Source organism: Halopseudomonas oceani (genome assembly GCF_002903165.1).
GTDB classification, from domain to species: Bacteria; Pseudomonadota; Gammaproteobacteria; order Pseudomonadales; family Pseudomonadaceae; genus Halopseudomonas; species Halopseudomonas oceani.
Genome location: NZ_PPSK01000002.1, coordinates 332713 through 358544, shown reverse-complemented (window position 1 = coordinate 358544; position 25832 = coordinate 332713). Strand labels below are relative to the sequence as shown.

The 25832-nt window shown below is 61.1% G+C and carries 17 protein-coding genes and 1 tRNA gene; 5 read left to right on the top strand and 13 right to left on the bottom strand.

Going from position 1 to position 25832, the window contains the following annotated elements:
* Positions 1–3: 3 nt before the first annotated feature.
* Both gspD and gspC read right to left on the bottom strand, forming a co-directional pair.
* Positions 4–2049 (bottom strand): type II secretion system secretin GspD, encoded by a 2046-nt coding sequence (gene gspD / locus C1949_RS03855; RefSeq protein ID WP_104737209.1) that lies wholly within the window; start codon positions 2047–2049, stop codon positions 4–6.
* Positions 2050–2054: 5 nt separating this feature from the next.
* Positions 2055–2921, bottom strand: coding sequence for a type II secretion system protein GspC (gspC, locus tag C1949_RS03850; protein ID WP_170062994.1), 867 nt, complete (start codon positions 2919–2921; stop codon positions 2055–2057).
* Positions 2922–3366: 445 nt separating this feature from the next.
* Between gspC and C1949_RS03845 the strand changes: the two genes are divergently transcribed.
* Positions 3367–4839 carry an alpha/beta hydrolase family protein gene (locus C1949_RS03845; protein ID WP_146040284.1) on the top strand — a complete coding sequence of 491 codons (1473 nt, stop codon included), beginning with the start codon at positions 3367–3369 and terminating at the stop codon, positions 4837–4839.
* A gap of 27 nt (positions 4840–4866) precedes the next feature.
* Here the strand turns inward: C1949_RS03845 and tatB are convergent, their stop codons facing one another.
* The 5 genes from tatB to ercA all read right to left on the bottom strand — a co-directional run bounded on the left by tatB (position 4867) and on the right by ercA (position 10622).
* Entirely contained in the window at positions 4867–5142 is a 276-nt protein-coding gene (gene tatB / locus C1949_RS03840; protein ID WP_104737145.1) for a Sec-independent protein translocase protein TatB, read from the bottom strand.
* Positions 5143–5155: 13 nt separating this feature from the next.
* The gene (tatA, locus tag C1949_RS03835; protein ID WP_104737144.1) at positions 5156–5377 is read right to left on the bottom strand and encodes a twin-arginine translocase TatA/TatE family subunit; all 222 of its coding nucleotides are present in this window, start codon (positions 5375–5377) and stop codon (positions 5156–5158) included.
* A gap of 118 nt (positions 5378–5495) precedes the next feature.
* A complete protein-coding gene (locus C1949_RS03830) occupies positions 5496–7532 on the bottom strand; it encodes a PhoX family protein (protein ID WP_104737143.1) in 2037 nt (678 codons plus the stop codon).
* A gap of 197 nt (positions 7533–7729) precedes the next feature.
* Positions 7730–9475 carry a PAS domain-containing hybrid sensor histidine kinase/response regulator gene (locus C1949_RS03825; RefSeq protein ID WP_104737142.1) on the bottom strand — a complete coding sequence of 582 codons (1746 nt, stop codon included), beginning with the start codon at positions 9473–9475 and terminating at the stop codon, positions 7730–7732.
* The gene (gene ercA, locus C1949_RS03820; RefSeq protein WP_104737141.1) at positions 9459–10622 is read right to left on the bottom strand and encodes an alcohol dehydrogenase-like regulatory protein ErcA; all 1164 of its coding nucleotides are present in this window, start codon (positions 10620–10622) and stop codon (positions 9459–9461) included. Before ercA ends, C1949_RS03825 begins: the two co-directional genes overlap by 17 nt.
* A 217-nt stretch (positions 10623–10839) precedes the next feature.
* Between ercA and C1949_RS03815 the strand changes: the two genes are divergently transcribed.
* From C1949_RS03815 to C1949_RS03805, 3 genes are all read left to right on the top strand, one after another.
* Positions 10840–12972, top strand: coding sequence for a NosR/NirI family protein (locus C1949_RS03815; RefSeq protein ID WP_104737140.1), 2133 nt, complete (start codon positions 10840–10842; stop codon positions 12970–12972).
* A gap of 35 nt (positions 12973–13007) precedes the next feature.
* Complete coding sequence (locus C1949_RS03810) at positions 13008–13442, top strand: regulator (RefSeq protein WP_104737139.1); 435 nt, start codon at positions 13008–13010, stop codon at positions 13440–13442.
* Between the two features lie 166 nt (positions 13443–13608).
* Positions 13609–14628 carry a CNNM domain-containing protein gene (locus tag C1949_RS03805; protein ID WP_104737138.1) on the top strand — a complete coding sequence of 340 codons (1020 nt, stop codon included), beginning with the start codon at positions 13609–13611 and terminating at the stop codon, positions 14626–14628.
* A 346-nt stretch (positions 14629–14974) separates the two neighbouring features.
* Here the strand turns inward: C1949_RS03805 and C1949_RS03800 are convergent, their stop codons facing one another.
* From C1949_RS03800 to katG, 3 genes are all read right to left on the bottom strand, one after another.
* On the bottom strand, positions 14975–16999 hold the full coding sequence (locus C1949_RS03800) for a carboxylesterase/lipase family protein (RefSeq protein ID WP_104737137.1): 2025 nt from the start codon (positions 16997–16999) through the stop codon (positions 14975–14977).
* A gap of 100 nt (positions 17000–17099) precedes the next feature.
* Entirely contained in the window at positions 17100–19082 is a 1983-nt protein-coding gene (locus C1949_RS03795) for a carboxylesterase/lipase family protein (RefSeq protein WP_170062992.1), read from the bottom strand.
* A gap of 474 nt (positions 19083–19556) precedes the next feature.
* Entirely contained in the window at positions 19557–21767 is a 2211-nt protein-coding gene (katG, locus tag C1949_RS03790) for a catalase/peroxidase HPI (protein WP_188656514.1), read from the bottom strand.
* A gap of 258 nt (positions 21768–22025) precedes the next feature.
* Between katG and C1949_RS03785 the strand changes: the two genes are divergently transcribed.
* Positions 22026–22460: a GNAT family N-acetyltransferase gene (locus C1949_RS03785; RefSeq protein WP_104737135.1), complete on the top strand. Its 435-nt coding sequence runs from the start codon at positions 22026–22028 to the stop codon at positions 22458–22460.
* A 15-nt stretch (positions 22461–22475) separates the two neighbouring features.
* Here C1949_RS03785 and C1949_RS19385 read toward each other — a convergent pair.
* The 3 genes from C1949_RS19385 to selA form a co-directional block, all read right to left on the bottom strand.
* Positions 22476–22570: transfer RNA gene (locus C1949_RS19385), tRNA-Sec, on the bottom strand.
* A gap of 15 nt (positions 22571–22585) precedes the next feature.
* Positions 22586–24445 carry a selenocysteine-specific translation elongation factor gene (gene selB, locus C1949_RS03780; protein ID WP_104737134.1) on the bottom strand — a complete coding sequence of 620 codons (1860 nt, stop codon included), beginning with the start codon at positions 24443–24445 and terminating at the stop codon, positions 22586–22588.
* The gene (selA, locus tag C1949_RS03775; RefSeq protein WP_104737133.1) at positions 24442–25821 is read right to left on the bottom strand and encodes an L-seryl-tRNA(Sec) selenium transferase; all 1380 of its coding nucleotides are present in this window, start codon (positions 25819–25821) and stop codon (positions 24442–24444) included. The genes selB and selA overlap by 4 nt, the downstream gene beginning before the upstream one ends.
* Positions 25822–25832 lie beyond the last annotated feature (11 nt).

The following is a 25832-nucleotide window of genomic DNA, read 5'->3' as shown; positions in this document are numbered from 1 at the left end:
CGCCTACTCCTGCGCTGCGCTGGGTGGCGCACTGATTGCCGTCGGTACGGCGGTGCCCTGCAGTGCGTTTTCAAACGGCGGCGGCAGCGCCAGCAGGTAGTTCCAATCGGGCAGAACCGGGACTCCTTCGCCGACATCCAGCCGGCCACGGCGGCTCTGCTCGGCAACCTGGCGGTCGCGAATATAGCTGTACTTGGCGTGGGTCAGGCTCTCGGCAACCGCCGAATCACGCACGATCACCGGGCGCAGGAAGACCATCAGATTGCGCTTCTGCAACGAGGCGGTGTCATAACGGAACAGTCGGCCAAGACCGGGCACATCGCCAAGAAACGGTACTTTGTCCGACGTTTCTATCATCTGGTCGTCAATCAGCCCGCCCAGCACAATCATCTGGTTGTCATCAACCATGACGTGCGTGGTCAGGCTGCGCTTGTTGGTGATGATATCAGCCGCACCGCTGACGCCTGGCGCGATCTGTGAGACTTCCTGGGCAATCTCCAAACGCACCGCATTGCCCTCGTTTATCTGCGGGCGAATTTTCAGGGTGATACCCACGTCTTCACGCTGGATGGTGTCAAAGGCCTGCCCCGAATCCTCCACCGAGCGGCCGACAATAAAGGGCACGTTCTGACCGACCACGATCTCGGCTTCCTCGTTGTCGAGGGTCAGCAGACTCGGAGTAGACAGGATGTTGCTGGCGGTGTCGCCCTGCAGCGCGTTGACCAGCAAAGCGATCTGGGCACTGCCGATAGAGCCAATCCCACCGAGACTCAGACCACTGCCAAGCGAGGGAGGAGTGCTGACGTCGCCGTCAAGAAACGCGTTTACCCCTGCAGCGAGGTCAACGATACCGTTACCGTTGCGGTTGAAGTTGATTATGCCGACGCCAGAATCTTCACTACCAAAGCCCCACTGGACACCCAGCTCCTTGGCGCGGTCGTAGGACACTTCAGCAATGACCGCTTCCACCAACACCTGCGCGCGGCGAATGTCGAGCTGACGGATGATGGAAGACAGTTCGCGAGACAGCTCCGCAGGCCCGTATATGACGACGGAGTTGGTGCTCTCATGAGCCTCGATGCGAACGCGATTCTGTTCTGCAGTGTTGCTGGTAGATGCAGCGCCCGAGTTGGTTGACGTCGTGCCGGTACTGTTGCGCTCACGCCCCTCGGCGATTCCCCGCAACACTTCTGCCACTTCCTCGGCCTTGGCATAACGCAGGTAATGCACTTGCGTGTTGCCCTGATCGCCCTCGACATCCAGCCTGCGCACCACGGAGCGCAGGCTGGCCCGTGCCTCCGGATCACCACGCAGAATGACCGAGTTGGTGCGTTCATCGGCGATCAGCTTCGGCCCCCGGGCAAACTCTTCCGCGGGCGCGTTGCTATCCAGTCCCTGAACAATGCGTACCACATCCAACGCCGACGCATGCTGCAGGGGAAGCACTTCAAAATCCTCGGTCGACTCGCGATCCATGCGCGCAATCAGCGCCTGGATACGTCGCACGTTAGCTGCCGTATCGGCAATCACCAGGCTGTTGGACGCGGCAGCGGCAGCAAGGTGGCCCCCCTTGGGTACCAGCGGCCGCAGGATTCGCACCAGTTGTGCCGCGTCCATGTTGTTGACGGTGATGACTTCAGTAATGTACTCGTCGCCGGGCGTATCCCCACTCAGACCCGCAACCTCGTTTTCCTTGGCCTGCACTTCCGGCACGATGCGAACCATGCCGTCACTGCCCCGCACAGCCGCAAAGCCCTGTGACTTCAACACGCCCAAAAACAGATCGTACAGTTCATCACGACGGATCGGCTGCCCCGAGACGACGTTAACCTGCCCGCGTACGCGAGGGTCAACAATAAAGTTGATTCCAGTCTCCTGGCTAACAATCTCAATCAGGCCGTTGATATCTGCATCACGCAAATTCAGCACCAGATCTTCGTCTTCAGCTGCTGCACCCGCAGTTGTCTGCGCCTGCACCGAGCCACTCACTACCCCCAGACTCAACGCCAGCGCCAGCGCCAGCCGTTGTTTGCGAAACTGCATCGACATCAGCATCAATCCATCGTTATCGTAATGTTCATGGGTTGTCCGTCGCGTTCGAGCGACACCGACACCGAACTGGCGCCGGACAACTCGCGCAGGATCTCGCGGTAGTCCTCTATCTGGGAAACCGGGGTTCCATCCACGTCGGTAATCACGTCACCGGCCTGCAGGCCAGCTGCTTCAAATTCACGCGCGTTGCGCGCGGGCGACACTTCAATCCCGTACAAAGCGCCGTCCACCATCACCGGGTTAGCACTGATGACTTCGGCAAAACGCTGGGGATCACTCAGCCAGGCCTCCCGATCGATACGCGCCAGGCCACCGTCTGGCGCCAGCGTCTGACTGGAGTCACTGCCGGGCAGCGCAACGGCACGGCTGCTGCGGGCCGGGTGCCCGGAGCTGGTAAGTTCGTTGCGTTTGAGTCGCAGGGTCTCGAGCTGGCCATCGCGCATCAGCATCACCCGGTCAGCGAGTACCTGTTCCAGCCGCACCTGCCCCGGCAGCGTAGCACCAACGCGATACAGCTTCTCTGGCTGGCCCTGGGTAACCAGAATGGCGGCACTGCGTGCGGGATCGGGGTCAGACAACACGCCCTTCAGCGTCCAACTGAGTTTGGTATCGGGCGCGTCAACGGCAACGGGCGCCTTATCGGCACGACCATAGGGGGACAACAGCGCCAGCTCGCGAAAACCGGGCTGGGCAACGCCGTGCTCTGTTGCAGTTGATGAGTAGGTAAGCACAGGGGGCGCCGGCAGCACACTCTGCGGCTCCAGCAGTATCCATACCAGATGCCCGGTGATCCAGGCTGAAAGCAAAACAAACAGGCTGCAAACCAGTGTGACTAGGTTCTCCAGCGATAAACGGGCAACCAGTGGCATGCTCTCTCCATGGCAAAGAATCCCGAGTGTGATCGGGCGCAGGGCAGTTGGGGATAAGGTACTGACCTTTCTTTGCAAAATTATTGTTATAAGCCTGCAATATGACTGCGAGGCCGTCCCGATTGTCACGATTATGTAATCGCTCGGCAACCCCCCTGAACTGGTTATTCCAGACAGGCCTGACCAGATCACCGACGCTATCGGCTCCATCCCTGCCACCAAATCACCCATTTGGGCTAACCCAACACCAGCAAATCCAATGAACTCACCCGAATGGGTGATGCCTCTGTTACAGCAATCCAGACCACTGATGCCTTCCTATCCATGCTCGCGAGAACGTCTCAAAACAAGACAGTGAGTACTTGCCCTTTGCCAGCACTGATTCTTAACTGATAGCCGCAAGACTCAACCAACAACAACAGCTTGCGTATGGAGAATAAAAATAATGAACGCGTTTAGAAAATCGGCGCTAACGGCAACGGTGGTCGGTACCCTTGCCCTGACCGGCTGTCTGAGCGGCGGCGGTGGGGGCAACGATGAAAAAGAAGAAGTGCTGCGCCAACAGCAAGTGCGGATCAACAACAATTTCTTCGTTGTAGACGAGGGCCAACTTCCATTCGGTGCCTTGGCTGATGTGCCCCTCTACAACAACACCAGTCGCTGGAGCGGCGTTCTAGACGGAGCAGGCTATCGTATTGAGGTACCAGAGAACTGGAACGGCCATCTGGTGATGTATGCGCATGGTTACAGAGGCACAGGAAGCACACTGACTGTAGATAACCCACCAATGCGCAAATACCTGCTCGACAATGGTTTTGCCTGGGCGGCTTCCAGCTACAGCACCAACTATTACGATGTACGCGCCGGCGTCGAAGATACCAACGCGTTGGCACTCGCCTTCAACGCCATTGCCGAAGAGAACGGCCGCACATTGCCTGCGCCAAGCAAGTACTACATCACCGGCTTTTCCCTTGGCGGCCACGTAACCGCCGCCGCCATTGAGCAGGAAACCAAGGACACCGCCAACAACGTGGTCGACTATGTTGGCGCAGCTCCGTTTTGCGGCGTGGTTGGAGATGCCGAGCTGTTCAACTACTTCGCCGGCTATACCATCGCTTTATCAGCCTTTGCAGGCATCCCGGTAGAGACGTTCCCTCTGTCAGAGACTGAAGCGGCTGAGCGACTTGCAGCAGCACGCAGCACCCTATGGACGGACTTCGCCAACGATCAAAGCGCCGATGGGCTGACTGCGCAGGGGCAGTTGCTATTCCAGACACTGAAGAACCTTAGCGGTGGAGAACGTCCCATATACCGCGAAGCGTTTGAAGAATTCCAGCTGCTACTGCAAAGCTTTGCCGGGTCAGACGGCACGGTAGATGGCATTCTGCTGGACAATATCGTCGATACGACAGGGCTAACCTATCGTTTTGAGACCGAGCTTGGCGAACCGCTAAGCAACGACGAAATCAACTTCAACAGCGCAATTGCCCAAGCGGAAGCAGACCCTGAGGCCAACGGTCCTAGAGACGACGGTTTGCGCTGGGTTCCCAGAATCAATGGAGAATTCGATATACCGGTCGTCAGTGCTCACACAACCGGCGATCTGTTTGTGCCGTTCTTGATGGAGCAGGTTTACCGCGAACGAACAATCGCGAGCGGTAACGACGAATGGCTCGTGCAAAGGGCTATCCGCTCGCCCGGCCATTGCCAGTTCACGCTGGACGAAATCGATGCCACCTTCGACGCCATGATCCAATGGGAACAACAAAACATTGTGCCCACCGGGGAAAACGACGACATTCTGGATCCAGAAAAAGTCGCCGATCCAGCTTTCGGCTGCACCTATACGATTGACGGCCCAGTGTCCGGATCAGATCCCTTTATTCGTTTCGATCTGCCGCCTTGCAACCCAACCTAAACAACGATACCAACCCGCCGCCGGGGCTCAGCCCTGGCGGCGCTCTTCATCTACCGCCAATCGCCGGACAAACTGTTTGACGTTGGTTTGAGCCCGCAGTTCGCGTACGTTTTCAGCCAACTCCTTGACCTCATCGGCTGGCAGACTGCCGTCCAGCTCGCGCTGCACATCACTCCAAAGGCCACGCACCTTACCGGTTGCGCGACCCGCCATGCGCACCAGCGAAGGCAGGCGTTCGGGGCCGAGCACGATCAGCGCCACCACCCCGACCACCAGCCATTCCGTCATGCCGTTACCGAACATGCGGCACCCGCCCTCAAGCGCGCGAGCGCGTTTCGCTGCGCCCGGCAACCTGCTCCTGGGAATCCATGGTCAGTGCATCACGGGCCTCGTCCGTGTCCCGCACAGCCTTGCGAAAGCCGCTCAACGCGCCACCCAGATCGCTGCCAATGTTGCGCAGACGTTTGGTGCCGAACAGCAGCATGACAATAACCAGCACGATCAGCAGTGAGCCGATACTGATTCCACCTACACCCATGATGATTTCTCCGTAAAAGCAGGGGTCAGCTGCTGCCAACCCCGAAATGACGTACCGTTTTTCTGTCCAGGCAGCGCCAGCGGCCCCGCCTGGATAGCCTCTTGGCTACCAACAGCGTTTAGCTACCAACCACGCCGCCATCGTTTTTCCACACCACGACCGTGGCCGAGCGCGGCGGACGGGTTGTCGGCGTGAAGTCCGGCCAGTTGCTGGTGTAGTCTCTGGTAGCAAAGTCGGCGGGGCTGGTGCCTTCACCCGGGTGCTGAACGTTGATAAACAACGTCTTCTGGTCCGGGGTCATGGTGATGCCGGTGATTTCCTGATCGATTGGGCCAACCAGGAAGCGTTTGAGATCACCCGTCGTCGGATCGGCAACCAGCATGGCGCAGTTGCCAAAGGGGTCGCGATAGCCGCTATCCATCTGAATCCAGACACGGCTGTCCGGGTCAATCCACAGACCATCCGGCGAGCTGAGGATATTGTCGGCGGTCAGCATGTCGCCGTTCGGGTCATAGCCGATATTGGTGTCAACGCCGCTATCGCCGCTGTCACCGCCAAACAGGAAGATGTCCCAGCTGAAGGTGGTTGCAGCCTGCTCACCACCGTCTTCCTTCCAGCGAATGATATGGCCGTGGCGGTTGGCGACCCGCGGGTTGGCTTCGTTGACGTTGCCAGCGTTGCGGTTGGTGTTGTTGGTCAGGGTGAAGTAGACATCGCCGTTGGCCGGATCCACTGAGCCCCATTCCGGGCGGTCCATCGGGGTAGCGCCCATGAAATCGGCAGCCAGGCGCGTGTTGACCAGCACGTCGGCCTGACTGGTAAAGCCGTTGGTTTCGTCCAGCCCGTTCTGGCCGTAGACCAGCGGCAACCACTCACCGGTGCCGTCATCGTTGAACTTGGCGACATACAGAGTGCCTTCATCCAACATGCTGCCATTGGCGGTCGCCGCGTTGTAGTTTGCCGCAGTGACGAACTTGTAGATGTACTCGAAGCGGGAATCGTCGCCCGAGTAACACACGACCGGCTTGCCCTCTTCAGCCGGAGCAAAGACCACCCCTTCATGACCAAAACGGCCCATGGCAGTGCGCTTCTTCGGGTTGCTGGTCGGATCGAACGGATCGATTTCGACCATCCAGCCGAAGCACACCGGCTCATTGCGGTAGTCCTGGGTGGCGTCGGCGCCCTTGATGCTGGCATCAAAACGGATGAACTCATCGGCACCGTTGTCAGCCAGTTCCCAGGCCCAACGACCACTGCCGGAGGACACGCCGTAACGCGAATGCTCGCGCGGGTTGTCACCCTTGTTGGTGAAGTAACCGGCCCAGTTTTCCTCGGCCGCCATATAGGTACCCCAGGGCGTGTAGCCGTTACCACAATTGTTCAGGGTACCGCGGGTCATGGTGCCGTTGGGACTATAGAGCGTTTTGACGAAATCGCTGCCGCGAACCGGGCCCTGGATTTCCATTGGTGTCAGAGCGGTGATACGGCGGTTCATGCTGTCCGGCTGGACACTCCACTCGTTGTTCACGCCCTTGACGATGCGCACGACGGAAACACCGTGAGCGTTCATTTCCTTCAGCACTTCATCGGCCGGGCGCTGACCGCCAACCAGCGGCGCGGTCGCTCCGCTAGACAGGGCCACGCCTTGGGCAGACGCGTGCATCAGACGCGGTTCAACATACTCGTGGTTCAGTACCAGCAGACCATCTTCCGAGCTGCCGTTAATTGGGTAGAAGTGCATGCCATCGTGGTGCGAACCGATCTGCTCGGCCTGATCCGCACCGGTGCTGTTGACCGAGAACGACGGGAAGCTACCCAGAATCGGCGTGCCCCAAGGAATGATGACCTGATAACTGTAGCCTTCCGGAACGACAATCTGATCTGCGCTGCTGACGCCAACAGCACTGAAACCCAGCAGATCAGCCGGTGCCGGGCTGCCGTTATCATCGCTGCTGGAACTGCTCTTGCAACCAGCCAGACCCAGGCCAAAGAAGCCCAGCGCAGCGGCGCCGGCACTACCCTTGAGTACCTGACGACGGGCAAGACGGGCTTCCAGGATGCTGGAAAACAGCGGGTTCATCTTGCGGGTGCTGAGCGGCTCATCACCCTCACCGTGGTCGATATAAACCAGCTGGTCGCGTTGTTCGATGGACATCGGTTCCTTCCTCTCAGGTTTGGTTTGATTGAAAACCCAAACAGGATGGCGACCGAACGTGACAGATCAGGCAATGAACGATGAACTTTCAGCGGCGTTCCGACGACACAGCCGAGTCCCTTTGATGACAATGCAACGCTGCCGAAACAATTGTTACAGCATGGTTACTGGCCGTTCTCTGCAACTGCGCGCTCAGTCTAGTCGTTACTACTGAGCAGTGTGCCGAGAGCAGCCCGCAACTTGCCTGCCTTCAGCGGCTTGTTGAGCACCATGATATCCAGCTCACGCGCCACCTGACGACAGGCCCCACCGCGATCGGCCGTGATCATGATCGCCGGCAGTTCGCTGGCGAAGCGGGCACGCAGCGCCGTCACCGCCTCACCACCGGTGCGCCCGCCATCAAGGTGAAAATCCACCAGCAGCGCGTCCGGCGGCTGTTCACCAAGCACCGCCTGAGCCTGCTCCAGGTCGACCGCAGTGAGCACCTCGGCGCCCCACTGCTCCAACAGCCCGCGCATGCTCTGCAGAATGATCTGCTCATTATCCAGCACCAGCATCCGCCGTCCTTGCAGCGGCACCTCAATAGAACTAAGGAGTTGGCTGGCTGGGGCATCGCTGCGATGCGGGCCTGCGACGGCCAGCGGAATACTGACCGCAAACATCGAGCCCCGCCCCAGGCGCGACTGCACCTCGATGCGGGCATTCAGCAGCCGGGCGATGCGATCAACAATCGCTAACCCGAGCCCAACGCCGCGGCGCTGGTCGGCACGATCCACGTCCAGCTGATTGAACTCCTGGAAAATGCGCTTGAAGTCGCCGCGGGCGATACCGCGGCCTGTATCCCAGACCTGGATACACAGCTCACTGCCGCGAACCCGGCAGCCAACCAGCACGCCGCCACGGTCCGTGTAGCGAATCGCGTTGCTGATGAAATTGCGCAGGATGCGACTGAGCAGACGGTAGTCGGTACGCACCACCTGATCACCAAAGCGGCCTCGCAGGCCAACCCCGGCGGCTTCGGCCACGCTGCCGAACTCACTGAGCAGGGGCTCCAGAATGTCGGCCACCGCGCAGTCGCCACAATCGGGCTGCAGATTCGGCTGGTCCAGCCGCGAGATGTCCAGCAAATCGCTGAGCATATCCTCGGCACTTTCCAATGCCGTGTGCGAGCGCTCGACCAGCAGACCCGCGCCCTCCTCCAAGGGAGTTTCGCGCAGCGTGGAGATCAGCAGCCGCGCAGCATTAAGCGGTTGCAGCAGGTCGTGACTGGCTGCGGCCAGATAACGGCCCTTGCTGCGATTGGCCTGCTCGGCAGCATCCCGCGCCTTGCGCAACTCCCCCTGAGTGCGCTCGTGCTCAATGATCTCGAAACGCAGGCTTTCGTTCAGTGTTTCCAGCTCCCGGGTACGCTGCTGAACCCGCTGCTCCAGCTCATCATTCAGTTGCTGCATTGCCTGCTGCGCCTGCTTGCGCTCGGTCACATCAGCAACAAAGGCTTCGATCACATGGTCGGAGGCGTCAGGGCGCAGCAAAATATTCATGCGTACGTCCATCAGGCTCCCATCGGCACGGCGTAGCCGGGTTTCGTAGCCGCTCAGTTCGCCCTTGCGTAGCAGGTGATGACGAATGCGCTGGAACTCCTCGGAACCTCCGATAAAAAATTGCTCTGCCAGCGAACGCCGGGCGTCCACCAGCGCGCTAACCGAGTCATAGCCAAGCATCCGCGCCAGCGACTGGTTGGCCGCCCGCAAGCCATCACCCAGGCTGGCCTGAAAAATCCCGTGCACTGCATTTTCGAACAGCCATTTGTAGCGATTGCGTTCGTCCTCCAGCTCTTCCAATCGCGCCAGCAGCTCCGGGTAGTAGCTCTTGCGCGAGGACTGCGACCCCAGTCCCAGCAGCCCTGTCAGCACCTCACGGCGCGGATCAGAGGGCTTCTGCATAGACCACCTCGACATCCTTCAGGCTGGACTCGCGCGGATTGGTAAGAATGCAGGGATCGTCCATCGCGTGCAGCGACAGGGTGCGCAGATCGCTGTTACTGACCCCGTGCATGCGAAGACTCTGATGGAAGCCCATCGCCTGCTTGAGATCGATCACATGCTGCACCAGCCGCTGCCGAACCTGCGGCGTAGTCAGGCCACGGGTGTCGATACCCAGGGTATTGGCAATCACCTTGAAGCGCTCGGGTGCGGCGTCGAAATTGAACGCCACCACGTGTTCGACCAGGATCGCGTTGCACAGCCCATGCGGCAGGTCGAGAAAGCCGCCGAGGCTGTGTGACATGGCGTGTACTGCGCCGAGAATGGCGTTGGAAAACGCCAGCCCCGCCTGCAGGCTGCCGAGCATGATCTGCTCGCGCACGGCAATGTCCTGCGGGTTCTGAATCATCTGCACCAGATTGCTGTTAAGCAGGCGCATCGCCTCTAGGGCGTGGGCGTCGGTCATCGGCCCGCTGCCGGTCGATACGAAGGCCTCGATGGCGTGCACCATGGCGTCGATTCCGGTACAGGCAGACAGGAAGGTGTCCATGGTTGACGTGGTTTCCGGATCGATCAGCGACACGTCCGGCACCACCGCCTTGCTGATGATGGAGAATTTCACCTTCTCCTGCTGATCGGAAATGATCACGAATTGCGACACATCGGCCGAGGTGCCGGCGGTGGTCGGGATGCAGATCAGCGGCGGAATCGGGGCCCGAATGGTATCGACCCCTTCAAACTCCAGGATATGCCGGTCATGCGCCACGGCAATGCCAATGGCCTTGGCGCAGTCAATCGGGCTGCCGCCACCAATGGCAACGATCACATTGCAACCGGCTGCGCGGTACACCTCGGCGCCATGCATGACCTCTTCGGTGCGCGGATTGGCAGAGACCTGGGTAAACAACACATAGTCGATACCCTGCTCCATCAGACTTTGCTCGACATCGACCACCCACCCGGCAGCCTGGACTCCCGGGTCCGACACCAGCAGCACCTTGCGGGCACCGAAGGTAGAGGCGTAATTGGCGACGGTTTTGCGCGACCCTGCACCGAAGATGATCTCGGGCGTGACGAACTTGCGCAACTGGCTGACATCGTAGGACATGCTCTGGCATCCGCGTTGTTGTTGTAATGCTGCGTGCTCCAGAAGGCGCTGCAGAGCGACGCAGGCGGTTCCGGCAGACTACCCCAAAGCGGTCCCGTTTATAAGCCGCCAGGCAGCGAACTAAGACTGAAGTAGCAACGGCTCGGCCCCTAAGTTGGATGGCTCCCCTGCCCCTGTGCTCGCCAGCATGGGAGCACAACAACAAGGATGAGTCGCCATGTCTGCCCGTCGCCCAATGCTCCGGCAGCTACTGCTGGTCTGCCTGCTGTGCCTGCTTGGCTCCGCCCTGCGCGCCGAACCCCAAAGTGCGCGCGACTGGCAGCCGGCGGTGCAGCAACTGTTCCCCAGTGCCACCCGGCTGATCGAAAAACAGGGCACGCCTCCCGTCTATCAGGCGTTTCAGCTGGATCAACTGCTCGGCTATGCCTTCGAGTCGACCGACTATTCCAGCCTGCAGGGCTTTTCCGGCAAGCCGATTCGGCTGCTGATCGGCATGACCCCGGAAGGCAAGTTAACCGGTGTGACCGTGCTCGAGCACCATGAACCGGTGTTCCTGCATGGCCTGGGTGAACAGGCGCTGTTCGACTTCGCCGACCAGTACGCCGGGCGCAATATCGCCACACCCATCGTCGTCGGCAGCACCCACGGCGGCAGCGTCGATGGCGATGCGGTGGGTTACATCGACGGGGTCAGCAAGGCCACCGTGTCGGTCGTCATCCTCAACGAAACAGTACTGCAATCGGCGATGACCGTTGCCCGCGCGCTGCTGCCGGATTTTGCCCAGGGACCACAGGCCGTTGCCCGTCCCGAGCTGTTCGAGCCACTGGACTGGCAGCAGTTGCTGACTCGAGGGTTGTTGCAGCACTGGCAACTGGATACGCCCACAGTGGAAGCAGCACTGGGTAGCAGCCTGAACCTGTATCCGGACTTTTCCGACACGACCGAGCGGCCTTTCAGTGAGCTGTACTTCGCGTACCTGAACACGCCGATCACTGGCCGTAACCTGCTCGGCGACGACACCTTCAGTCAGCTGCAAGACGAACTGCTGCCAGGCGAGCAGGCGTTGCTGGTGCTCTCACGCGGCCAGTACCCGCATGTGCCGGAGGATTTCATTCCCGCCACCGCACCCAGTCGCATCAACCTGCTGCAACACGGCAAGGCGATCGAGCTGCACGACATGAACTTCAATAACGGCATCCTGCTGCCGCTGCTGGCAGCACCGCCCGGCGACTGGCGGGCCAACATCTTCCGCATCAAGACCCACGCGGCCTTCAATCCGGTGGAGCCTGCCGCGCTGCAGCTCAACGTCACCCTGCGCCGTAACCCGCTGAGCGAGCAGCAAAGCCACTTCGAGCAAGCGTTGACACTGGAGCCGGAACTGTTCGAGTTGCAAGAAGCCAGCGCCGTTGCCGCCCCCACGCCAATCTGGCTGCAGATGTGGCAGCAACGTGCCTGGCAAATTGGCGCTCTGCTGCTGTCGCTCGCGCTGGTCACCGCGCTATTCATCTATCAGCAGCGGGTCAGCCGGCACGCCCGCGGCTTTCACCTGCTGCGCGCCGGCTTCCTGCTGTTCACCCTGCTGTTCATCGGGTTCTACGCCCAGGGCCAGCTCTCGGTGGTCAATATTTTCACCCTGCTGCTCGCCATATGGCATGACTTCGACATCACCGTTTTTCTGATGGACCCGGTGATATTCATCCTCTGGACCTTTACCTTCATCAGCCTGTTCCTTTGGGGGCGCGGCCTGTTCTGCGGCTGGCTTTGCCCCTTTGGTGCACTGCAGGAGATGGTCAGCTGGCTGGCGAAGAAGCTGCACCTGCGCCAGTGGAAGATCAGCGAGCGCTGGCACCACAGACTGCAGTGGCTGAAATACCTGATTCTGATCGGCCTGGTCCCAACCGCTTTCTACTCACTGACGCTGGCCGAGCGGCTGGCCGAAGTGGAGCCCTTCAAGACCTCAATCACCCTGGTGTTCGTGCGCAGTTGGCCGTTTGTGCTGTACGCGGTGCTGCTGCTGGGTATCGGCCTGTTCGTACACAAGTTTTACTGCCGCTATGTCTGCCCCCTCGGCGCTGGCCTGGCGATCCTCGGCCGGTTGCGCCTGTTCTCCTGGCTGACGCGCATCGACGCCTGCGGCAAACCCTGCCAACACTGCCACAACAAGTGCGAGATCGGGGCGATCAAACGCAGCGGCACCATCGACTACGACGAGTGCATTCAGTGCCTGGAGTGCATCGTGATCCTCAATAACGAAGACCAGTGCGTCGCGCAGATCAGTGCACGCAAAAAGGCCGAACGCGCCAAGCGTGCTGACAACATCATCGTCAGTGACTGGATGCCACAGCGCTGATAACCGCAGTGCCACAACAACAAAAGGACGTAACCATGCACACTCTTGATCTGAACCACATCCGCTGGCACCAACTGCCGGGCTTCGAGAACTTCGACTACTGCATTCTCAGTGTCGACCGCCCCAACCAGCTGGTCGACGTACTATTTCACTTTCACGCCCACGATCCCATCGTGCTGCACCGACATTGCGCGGTGAACCACACCTTCGTTATTCGCGGTGAGCATCAGCTGTTTCACGCCAACGGCGAGCTGAAAGAAACCCGCCCAACCGGCAGCTACACCATCAGCCAGCCAGACACCACGCCCCACCGCGAGTGCGGCGGCGATGGCGGCACCCTGGTGCTGTTCAGCATCCGCGGTACCGAAGGTGTGATGTACGAAATTCTCGATGACCAACAGAAGATCATCGCCGCGCTCGACATGGACACCTTTGAAGCCTTGTTCGCAGCCAACAGCGACGCAGCATAGCGCCGGTGCCGGATCGCCGAGAGCATCCGGCCTGGTAGGTATCCCGAACCAGGCACAGGTGGCGGCACCGGCACTCAGAGACTGGAAACATCCTGAATCAGCCAGACAATTGAGCCGGAATCGACCGGTCGTATACTAGGCGCATCATTGGCCACTCAAGATCCCCATGTCCCTTCTGATAGCGTTTGCTGTCCTCTCCATTCTGGTTTCCTTCATCTGTTCCATCCTCGAAGCGGCACTGCTGTCGATGACACCTAGTTTCATCGCCCGACAAAAGTCCGAGCGCCCGAACCTGTACCCACGCCTGAAGCAGCTGAAGGAGAACGTCGACCAACCGCTGGCGGCCATCCTGACCCTTAACACCGTCGCCCATACCGTTGGCGCCACTGGCGTTGGTGCACAGGTGACAATCGTGTTCGGTGACGGCTATCTGGGCGTCGCTTCCGCGATCATGACCCTGCTGATCCTGCTGGGCTCAGAAATCCTGCCCAAGACGTTGGGCGCTCGCTATTGGCCGGCACTGGCACCGCTGATGCCCGGTGTGCTGAACAGCATGATTCTGTTGCTCAAACCATTCATTCTGCTATCTGATCTGGTGACCCGCTGTCTCGGTGGCAAGGCGCCGGAGCATGACCTGCGCGCCGAAATCAAGGCGCTGGCCGCGCTCGGTCAGGAGCTCAAATCGCTGGATGAAGACGAGCAGCGAATGATTCAAAACGTGCTGGACCTGCACACCATCCGAGTACGCGACATCATGACACCGCGTACCGTCAGCGAAGTACTGGGCCCGAATCTGACAGTTACGCAGGCACGCCAGCGCGTCCAGCACGGTCAGTTCTCGCGTTATCCGGTGCTGGATGAGCAGGAAACCCCGCTGGGTGTGCTGTTTCGCGTAGACCTGCTGGCAACCGATGACCGGAACGCTGCGATATCGACCCTGATGAAGCCCGTCAAGGTCGTGCAGGACAGCCAGAATATCGAGGCGCTGATGACCCAGATGCTCAAGGAGCAGCAGCATTTGTGTCTGGTCTACGACGAGTTCGGCAGCTGGTGCGGCCTGGTAACCATGGAAGACATCATCGAGACCCTTATCGGTCGTCCGATCCTCGATGAAACCGACGAGATTCCGAACATGCGTCGCCTGGCGCGCCGGTTGTGGGAACACCGACTGAAGGCCGCCGGGTAAACGGTTCATCCCGGGTGAGCATGGGAGCTGCCCTCAGGCTGGCAGAGCTCCAACGCCGACTTGGCCAAGCACAGGTAGCAGAACCACTTCCTGTATCGCGCTGATGTTGCATCAGCCTTTCGCCTTCACGGCGAGCCAAGGGTGGCTGCTTGCCCGCGTAAACGGGACGTCCCCCCAGTGCACACTCCACCATCCGAGTATTCGGCGAACCACATTGGCGGAATATTCTGTAGCACCGCCGATCTTCCGAACAGAACAAAAAAACCGGTGCCCACCAACGCGGGCACCGGATCAGGCCATCTGGCCAGAAGGGCTGCTCTCACAGCCCACGCACGATACAAAAGGCTCAGGGAGTCTCGGCGACTCCGGTGGTCATCGCCGCGACACCGTCATTGCCGTGCTCCATCAGGGCATCGTTTGCCAGACTGTAGGGCGTCCAGGCCAGCGTTTCGGTACTCGGGTCGCCAGTACGGGCGAAGTTGCTCCACTGGGTCATCAGCAAATCGGCCATGGCCATATCCTGCGCGCCCCAGCGCATGGAGGCGTAGATATCCGCTGCGTCGCCCTGGGTCCCGGTCACACCGTTGTTGTTCAGGTCACCGATCTGCGGCCGGGTGTAGGCATCGGTCAATACCAGCCCCAGCAGGTAGTTCTGCACCATACCGGCCGGGTAATTGAACAGGTACGGCAGCTCACAGCCATGGCAACTGCTCAGCCCCAGATCATCCCAGCCCGGCGGCACCCGGCTGAAGCGATAGATGTACTGATTGGACTGATAGTCGGCACTACGCTGCTGCAACCAGATCGGCAATGCCCCGCGTATCGTGGTGTAGTCACCATTGGTCACCCCAGCCATCAACGGTACATCGCTGGGCATGCCCTGCTGAACATTGTCGTAATAGGTGTTGGGCAGATAGTAATTATCCGAGTTGGGGCGATAGGTCTGCCGCGGGATGTCGTTATCCAGATCCGCCTTGGCAAACGCCGTCCAGGGTAACGCCCTCGCTTGCTCCAGGGTGGATACCCCAACCCGCTCGAACAGTGCCTCACCAATGGCTTCAGATACCGCCAGCGAATCGGCAGGCGAGCTGTCGGTCTCCAACGGTGCGACGCCACTCTGCACGATCGCCTTGTGGAACAGCCCAACCGCCTGCGGCGAGTTCATCAACGAATAGACCTTACCGCCGCCGCCGGACTGGCCGAAAATGGTGACATTGCCCGGGTCACCGCCAAAGGCGGCGATATTGTCGCGAATCCACTCCAGCGCCATGACCAGGTCCATCTGGCCGTAGTTGCCAGAGGCGCCATAGCCACTCTCGGCACTCAGCAACGGATGGGCAATGTAACCGAATGGCCCCAGTCGGTGATTGACGCTGACCTGCACCACGCCCTTGGTGACCAGTCCGTTGGGGTTGTTGTACTGCGGCGAGTTGGCCGACAGGATGGCGAACGAACCGCCGTGGAACCAAACCATGACCGGCAGGTTGTCAGCATCCTTGGGTGCGGTGATATTGAGGTAAAGCGAATCTTCGCTCATGCCCCCTTCATTGACCCGCTCTAGGGTGTAGTCCTGCGCTGACTGGTCCGCCCAGGACGTCGCTTCACGCACACCTTCCCACGGCTCGGCCGGCTGCGGCGGGCGCCAGCGCAACTCACCCAACGGGGGCTTGGCATAGGGAACCCCGAGGAACTGCCAGGTCGAGGCGTTGGCTTCAAATCCGCGCAAGGTGCCACCGGTGGTCTCGACTTCAACACGCGCGCCGGTCGAACGCTGAAAATGCGCCAGAGCGTCAGCGGCATCAACAACCGCACGAGCACGCGGATCGGTATCGGTGAACGCACCGACGTCATCCAGCCGTTCCAGCATGGCCGTCAGGCTGGCGCGGAAATCAGCACTGGGTTGGTCAAAGTCAATATTGCCAGCATTGAACGAGACTTCCTGGCGGATCTCGTGGGTGATCTGAATACCGTTATTCAGGTTGCCATCGGCATCGATGCTCTGCAGCAAAATCAGCAGATTGGTGACCCGCTGATCAGTCGCAGACTCCGCTCCGGAGACAACACTCAGCGGCGTCAATTCCGGGGCACCGACTGCCGCCCCCAACGCCAGATCGCCGATGAAGAAGCGAATGGTTTCATCCGCCTGGTAGCGGAATCCTCCCTCGGCATCGGTCTGTCCGGCAGGCGTTTTACTGCCCTCGTAATCCAGTCCGGCGACCGGACTGTCAACAAACACCCCGGTGCGCGTGGCATCACCATCAGAGCCACCGCCACCACCGCCCAGACATCCCGTCAAGGCCAGAAACAGCGGGGTCAAACCGACTCCCAGCGCGGCTACACGCGCCGGTTTACGCAGTCTTGAAATAGCCATGTGATACTCCCTGTTGCATCTTCAGCGACCACACCGGGCTGCCGTTGCAGCCGGTGGGTCGAGAACCAACCTAAGATTGTTTGCGTTATCTGCGCTGCACTCAGTCATCGCTGAGCGCGCCCCCCAGATACACCTTGGCCTCGGCGCCCTCGTTCAGCTCGACATAAGGCTCGGAGGCAGCGTTGTAGGCCGGATAGCTGATCTCGCCGTCAATGCTCGGGTTACCGGTTTTGGCGAAGTTGGTCCAGATGGTCATCATGCGGTCGATCACCTCCTCGTCAGTGGCATCGAAACCAGCTGAAGCCATGATGTCTGCAGGATCACCGCGCGAGCCAGTAACGCCGTTGTTGTTCAGATCACCAATCACCAATGAGCTGCCGGTCGCCGGATCCAGTACCAGACCAAGCTGGTAATGGGTCACCACGCTATCGAGCTTGTTGAACAGATAAGCCAGCTCTGCCGCGTGATAGGCCTGCATGCCGCGGGCGCGCCAGCCTGCCGGTTGGTGGGCAAACAAGGTCGCGTACATCGGCTGGGCTTTCAGCGGTGCCATCCAGGGGAACACGTTGATAGCCGTATAGGTCGGCTCCACAGTGTCGTTGGTGTTGACGCTGAACATGAACGGCACGTCGTTATCCTGACCGGTCTCGAACAGCGCACGCTCGGATACCGGCAGGTAGTAGTTGTCGATGTTGGTGTACTCGTTACCCGTCGCAGCTGCCGCCACCTGCTGCCAGGTCGCTTCTCGCATCTCGGCCAGTGAATCGACGCCCATGCGCTCCTGAATTGTCAGGCCAAGGGCCTCACCATCGGCCAGCGTGCGGGTATCCGGACGCAGGGTGCCGCTCTGGCTGATCGCGCGATGGAACAGTCCTGCGGCCTGCGGAGACGCCATCAGCGACAGCACCTTGCGACCACCACCGGACTCGCCAAAAATGGTCAGGTTATCCGGATTGCCGCCGAACGCCTCGATGTTGTCCTGAACCCATTGCAGGGCCATGATCAGGTCCATCTGACCATAGTTACCGGAGCCGCCGTAGCTGCTCTCGGCGGTCAGCTCCGGGTGTGCCAGGTAGCCGAAGGCGCCCAGTCGGTGGTTGACCGAGACCTGCACAACGCCCTTGCTGACAACCGCTTCCGGGTTGTTGAACGGGATGGTATTGCTGGTCAGCGCGGTGAAACCGCCGCCGTGAAACCAGACCATGACCGGCAGGTTATCGGCGTCCTTGGGAGTGGTGACGTTGAGGTAGAGCGAATCTTCACTCATACCGCCTTCACCGAAACGCTCCAGTGCCGCGTTCTGAGCCGCCTGATCGCTCCAGGCGACAGCATCGCGGACGCCTTCCCACGGCTCAGCCGGCTCCGGGGCACGCCAGCGCAGCTCACCCAGCGGCGGCTTGGCGTAGGGCACCCCAAGGAACTGCCAGGTCGTGTTGCTGGACTCGAAACCGCGCAGCTCGCCAGCACTCGTGGTGACGACGATACGCTCACCGGTCGAGCGGCTGAAGTGCTCACGGGCATCGTCAGCGGCTACCACCTTGCGCGCACGCGGATCGGTATCGGAAAACGCACCGGCAGTCTCAAGATCACCGATCAGGCCAGCAATGGCCGTGCGAAAGTCGGCCACCGGCTGATCAAAATTGATACCCGCCGCCGCGAGCGAGACCTCGGCCCGAATCTGCTCGGTAATCTGGATACCGTTGTTCAGGTTGCCGTCGGCATCCAGCGACTGCAGCAGAATAAGCAGGTTGTTGACCCGCGGGTCGGATGCATCGGTTGCACCCTGCATGATGCTCAGTGGGGTCATCATTTCAGCACCTGCCGCGGCGCCCAGCACCAGGTCACCAATTGAAAAGGTGACCGTTTCTCCTGGCTGGTAGCTGAAGTCGCCGGTGGCGCTGGTAGTGCCAGTGCGGTTGCCAGCACTGTAATCGAGACCAGCTACCGGGCTATCGACGAAGGTACCGGTGCGACTATTGTCGTCACTTCCGCCACCGCCGCCGCCAAGACAGCCGGCCAGCGGCAGTGCCAGCACCATAAGAGAGGCGCTCAGATAGCTGAGACGCAAAGGGGATTTTGCCATACCGGGTTTCATGCAACGCTCCATTTTATTTTTGTGAGGGCGTCAGACCAGTCGTGACCTGGCAGTCACAGGTCCGATCGCAACGAGCATAGGCAAGCGGGCAAGACCGCACAACGCAAAAATGAACGATCATTCCGGCCGTATCAACAGCTCACTTCGATACATAAAGCAACTCCGTCTCAGCCATCGCTAGCGCACAGACATAGCGACATCAACGCAGCAAATAAATGACTGAACATTCATTCTTTAAATAAAAACAATCACCTGCGAGCAACGCAGCTACTGCGCCAAAACAGATAAATCACCCTGAAAAGGGGGCAGATAACCGAGCGCAACGAGACAGAAAATGACGCAGGAACAGTCACACTTCTTCCTGTGAGACGGTATTCACCAGCGTGATAGGTCGGTGCAGGTAACAGACACGCCACGGGCGCCTCGCGGCGCCCGTGGGTAGGAAGGATAACCTCGACGGGATCAGGTCAGATCGAACCGGTCCGCGTTCATCACCTTGTTCCAGGCTGCGACGAAGTCAGCAACGAACTTCGCCTTGGCATCATCCTGGGCGTAGGCCTCGACCAGTGCCCGCAGTTGCGAGTTGGAACCAAATACCAGGTCCACCCGGGTACCGGTCCACTTTACTGCCCCGCTCTTGCGGCAGCGTCCCTCGAACACATCCCCATCGGCCGAAGTCGGGAACCAGGCGGTATCCATATCGACCAGATTGACGAAGAAGTCATTGGTCAGCGCGCCCGGGGTGCTGGTAAACACACCGTGCTTGCTAGCGCCGTGGTTGGCACCCAGAACCCGCAGACCACCGACCAGCACGGTCATCTCCGGTGCACTCAGACCCAGCAGCTGCGCCTTGTCGACCAGCATTTCCTCGTCAGAGACGGTGAATTTGGTCCGGCGGTAGTTGCGGAAGCCATCAGCTTCGGGTTTGAGCGGCTCGAAGGATTCAACATCGGTCTGCTCGTCGGTGGCATCGGTACGGCCCGGCGCAAAGGGTACGGACACGCTGTGCCCGGCATCCTGCGCTGCCTTCTCAATGGCGGCGGCACCACCCAGCACGATCAGGTCAGCCAGCGATACCTTCTTGGCACCGGCGGCATTGAAGTCAGCCTGGATGCCTTCCAGTACCTTGAGTACCCTCGCCAGTTGCTGCGGCTGATTGGCTTCCCAGTCCTTCTGGGGCGCCAGGCGAATCCGCGCACCATTGGCGCCACCACGCTTGTCGGAATCACGGTAGGTCGAAGCAGACGCCCAGGCGGTCGATACCAGCTCGGCTACGCTCAGGCCCGAGGCCAGCAGCTTGGCCTTGAGCGTCGTGATGTCCTGCGCATTGATCAGCTCGTGCTCCACCGCCGGCACCGGATCCTGCCAGATCAGGTCTTCGGCCGGTACTTCCGGGCCGAGGTAGCGCACCTTTGGCCCCATGTCGCGGTGAGTCAGCTTAAACCAGGCACGGGCGAAAGCATCGGCGAACTCTTCCGGGTTCTTGTGGAAATGCTCGGCGATCTTGCGGTATGCCGGGTCTTCGCGCATGGCCATGTCGGCAGTCGTCATCATGATGCCAACACGTTTGGCAGCATCCTCGGCATCCGGTGCATGGTCCTTGTCCGCCAACCCCTTGGCCTGCCACTGATGGGCGCCGGCCGGGCTCTTGGTCAGTTCCCACTCGTAACCGAACAACACGTCGAAATAGCCCATGTCCCACTGGGTCGGGTTTGGCGTCCAGGCGCCTTCAATGCCACTGGTGATAGCATCGCTGCCCTTGCCACTGCCGTGGCTGCTCAGCCAGCCAAAGCCCATCGCCTCGATCGGCGCCGCTTCCGGCTCCGGCCCGACACAGGCAGCATCGCCGGCGCCGTGTGCTTTACCGAAGGTATGACCGCCGGCGGTCAAGGCGACGGTTTCATAGTCGTTCATCGCCATGCGGGCAAAGGTTTCGCGAATGTCACGGGCTGATGCCAACGGATCGGGGTTGCCATCCGGACCTTCCGGGTTGACGTAAATCAGCCCCATCTGCACTGCCGCCAACGGGTTTTCCAGGTCACGGTCACCAGAGTAGCGGCTGTTCGGCTTGTCGCTGGTGGCGAGCCATTCGCTCTCGGCGCCCCAGTAGATGTCTTCTTCCGGCGCCCAAATGTCAGCGCGACCACCGCCGTAGCCAAAGGTTTTGAAGCCCATGGACTCCAGCGCCACGTTGCCGGCCAGAACGTAAAGGTCAGCCCAGGACAGCTTGTTACCGTACTTTTTCTTCACCGGCCACAGCAGGCGGCGTGCCTTGTCGAGATTGCCGTTGTCCGGCCAGCTGTTGAGCGGCGCAAAGCGCTGATTGCCGGTAGAAGCGCCGCCACGACCGTCAGCGGTACGGTAGGTACCCGCGGCGTGCCAGGCCATGCGAATCATCAACGGCCCGTAATGCCCGTAGTCGGCCGGCCACCAGTCCTGCGAGTCGGTCATGACGGCAGCGATATCCTGCTTGACCGCCGCCAGGTCGAGCGTTTTGAACTCGGCCGCATAGTCAAAGTCACCGCCCATCGGGTCGGATTTGGGGTTGTGCTGATGCAGAATCGCCAGATTGAGCTGGTTCGGCCACCAGTCCTTGTTCATGGTGCCGCGGCCAGTCAGCCTGGTATTGGAACCATGCATCACCGGGCATCCGCCAGTCTTCTTGTCGCTCATGTCATTCTCCGCTGCAGGTATGGGTATCATGGTCATCGCAGGGCAACCCTGGTCGAACCGGGTTGGCCGTATGTCTGCCACCTGTTGACAAGTTAAGCATGCGAGACAATTTGCGCCATTAACTAAAAACAAAGGTCCTCATAGAGCAGGCCTATGACTAGAAGACCGGCGCAGAGGCAGACAGTGCTTGCATCGCCTTGCGCCCTGGCGCTGTTCAGGTAGCATCGCCGCCTTAACATTTTGCAGGGAGCACGGAAGGTGATCAGAGCCGCTAGTCAGGACGATACGAAACAGCTTGCCGACATCTGGCTGGCCGCCTCAATCAAGGCGCATGACTTTGTCGAACCGGCCTTCTGGCAGGCACGGCTGGAGGACATGCGCACGCTCTACATTCCTGCCTCGGAGTGTTTTCTGGAGGAGCATCAAGGCCGGGCTAGCGGTTTCTGCTGTCTGGTGGACGACTGTCTGGCAGCGCTGTTTGTCGCACCTGACCGTCAGGGCCAGGGGATCGGTTCTCGACTGCTGGATGAAGCCAAGCGGCGGCGCAAGTCACTACAGTTGACCGTCTACAAGGCCAATCACGCCAGTGTCGGCTTCTACCAAAAACAGGGTTTCAGGGTCACCGCCGAGCAAGTAGACGAGCACACCGGCCATGCCGAGCTGTGCATGCGCTACGACACCCAGGGCGAATAGCTCAGAGCGGAAAGTTGGCGGAAGGACATGGGAGTCGAACCCACCAGACACGCGTTGCGCATCTCACCGGAGTTGAAGTCCGGGCGCCCCACCGGGGACGATGTCCATCCATTGCGGCGGCAGGCTCAGCCTGCCACCAGAAAACGTTGCTCACGCACGAAGCGGGTCACGCCGGCGCGATCCAGATACTCCAGCACCTGAATGGTCAGGTTGCGGCCGATGCCCGAGGCATCGCGGTACTCGGCGGCGTTAAAACTGCCGGACGGCGAGTCTGCCACCAACTGCCGTGCGACCGCTACCAAGCCTTCCACCTGTGATGGCAGGTAATAACGGTTGGGTGCTACGGCCACCAGTTCACCCGCTCGCTGCATGCGCTGCAAGAACGCTTTAAGCACATCAAGCTCGATACCCAGCGCGGTGGCCAGCTCGCCGACAATCGGCGGTCGCAGCCCGCCCGGTGCCAGCTCGGCAGCCACCCGCGCCAGCAGCTCGGCATCCCCCGCCTGCAACTGCGGCCTGTGATCTGGCAAATGCAGCGCCCAGGCTGCGCGTTGCAGCCGCCCCTCGGCCTGCCAGCGTTGCAGCAACTGACGCGCCACCGGCAACGGCAGTTGCAGACAACCGACCAGCCCAAGCTGCCCCTCCCCCGGCCCGAGCAATTCGGGATGCTGCTGATGCCAGTCGGCCAGACGCTCGGCCAGCCGCTGCCAGCGTGCTTCGCTGGCCTCGACGGTCAGCGCGACCCGATGACCGGCTGCCGCCAGCACGATCAGGCCCTCAGCCGGCAGCAACTGCTCAAGCTGGTCGGCGGACAGATTCAGTTTCAGCGCCAGTTCGGGCAACGCCACCGCACCCTGTTGCAGCGCTGCGGCCATGACCTCACCTGGCGTGCTGGCGGCCGCCCAGGCTGACAGCCATGCCAGCCGCTGCGGATGACTGCGGCCACGGCGCAGGCCTTGCGGGTCCAGCACCCGGCCGCCACCCAGCGTGGTGTTGGCCGCCGGATCGCGAATGATAAAACGATCTCTCCAGACCGCCGCCGCCGGCTGCTCCAGCATCAGCTGCGCCAGACCCGCCGCCTCATCCAACAGCACCACCCGCACCGAATGGATCGCCGTACCCAGATGCAGTTGCAGCACGCCCCGGTGCCAACGGCTGTCGGGCAATTGTGTAAGAGAAACGTCCAGCCGGTCACTCAGCGGCAGTACCTGCTCGCTCAGCCAGTCGCCACGCTGGGGCTGTTCCGCCGACACCGCGCCACCCAGATTGAGCGCGCAGCGTTGCCCGGCTTTAACCTCAGCGACCTCACTGGACGCCCGCTGCAGGCTGCGCACCCGCACCTCCTGCCCATGCAGCCAGAGGTTCTGACCCACCTGCAGGCGACCACTGACCAGCGTGCCGGTCACCACACAGCCCGCCCCGGCGACACTGAAGCGCCGATCGATCATAAAGCGCGCCGGGCTGTCGCTTGGCCGTACCTGCCGCCGTTCGGCCCGCGCCAGCAGGGACTGACGCAAGGCGTCGATACCCTGTCCGCTGGTGCTGGATACCCGCCATACATCCGCATTGAACCAACCCGCCTCGGCCGCCAGCGCCTGAACCTGTTCGGCAATGCTTTCGCATTGATCCTCAGCGACCAGATCGCAGCGGCTGATCACCAGCGCCAGCTCGCGTACCCCCAGCAATTGCAGAATCGCCAAATGCTCGCGGGTCTGCGGCATCACCCCATCATCAGCGGCCACCACCAGCAGCGCCATATCCACCCCGGAGACGCCCGCCAGCATGGTGCCGATGAACCGCTCGTGGCCGGGCACATCGATAAACCCCAGCGGCTCACCGGTCTCGCTCGGCAGCCAGGCAAACCCCAGCTCGATGGTCAGCCCACGGCGCTTTTCTTCGGCCAGCCGGTCGGTGTCCACGCCAGTCAGGGCACGAATCAGCGTTGTCTTGCCGTGATCGACATGGCCAGCGGTAGCGATGATCACTCAGCCGCTCCGAGCACCGCGCGCAGGGTCGCTGGGTCTTCTAGGCAACGACAATCGAGCAGCAGACTGTCATCGGCAATGCGGCCAATCACCGGCTGCGGCAGCTGACGCAGGCGCTCGGCCAATTGACGCAGCGCACGGCTGCGCTCACGGCGGTTGGCGCTGGTGCTGCGCAACCGCAGCGCGGCGCTGGGCAGCACGTCGAGCGGCAGCGAACCGGAGCCAATCTGACTGCTGACCGCGCAGACATCCACCGCAAAGCCATCACCCGCCCAGTGCTGCAGGTCAGGCAACAGCGCGTCGCAGGTCTGGCGTATCGACTCGGCGCTGCGGGTCAGCAGGCGCAGGGTCGGTACCCGCTGCACCAGGGTGTCCGGGTCGGCATACAAGCGCAGCACCGCTTCCAGCGCCGCCAGGGTCAGCTTGTCGCAGCGCAATGCGCGCTTGAGCGGGCTTTTGCGGATACGCGCGATCAGGTCCGCGCGGCCAGCGATGATGCCGGCCTGCGGCCCGCCGAGCAGTTTGTCACCACTGAAGGTGACCACGTCGACGCCTTCGGCCAGCACCTGCGCGACCACCGGTTCGGCCGGCAGCCCCAGCGCCTGCAGGTCGATCAGCGAACCGCTGCCCAGATCGACCGCGAGCGGCACCTGATGCTCACGGGCAATCGCCGCCAGCTGCGCCTCGTTGAGCGCGGTGCTGAAGCCTTCGATGCGGTAGTTGCTGGTGTGCGCCTTGAGCAGCAGCGCGGTGCGCGGCCCCACCGCTTCGCTGTAGTCGCGCGGGTGGGTACGGTTGGTGGCGCCAACCTCGCGCAGCTTGCAGCCGGCGCGGGCCATGATGTCGGGCAGGCGGAAGGAGCCGCCGATTTCGATCAGTTCACCGCGCGACACCACCACCTCACGGCGGTTCGCCAGTGCATTGAGCACCAGCAGCACGGCAGCGGCGTTGTTGTTGACCACGGTCGCGGCCTCCGCACCGGTCAGGCGGCAGATCCACTGCTCGACGTGATCGTCACGGTCGCCACGCTGGCCACTGGCGAGGTCGAACTCCAGATTGCTCGCCCCGAGGGCGACCGCATTCATCGCCGCCACCGCTTCCGGCGGCAAGGGCGCGCGGCCCAGATTGGTATGCAGCACCGTGCCGGTCAGGTTCAACACCGGGCGCATGGACGGCGCCAGCGTCGCCAGCAGATGCTGACGCAGCCAGTGCACCAGCGCCTCGTCGTCGCTGATCTCACCTTCGCGCCAAAGCTGCAGCGCGGCACGCACACCATCAAGCACCAGTGCGCGGCCGTGATCGGCAATCAGTTGCTGCACCAGCGGCCAGGTCAGTACCCGGTCGACCGCGGGTGGTCGGTTAAAGGTGGCCGTCATGCGACCACCCT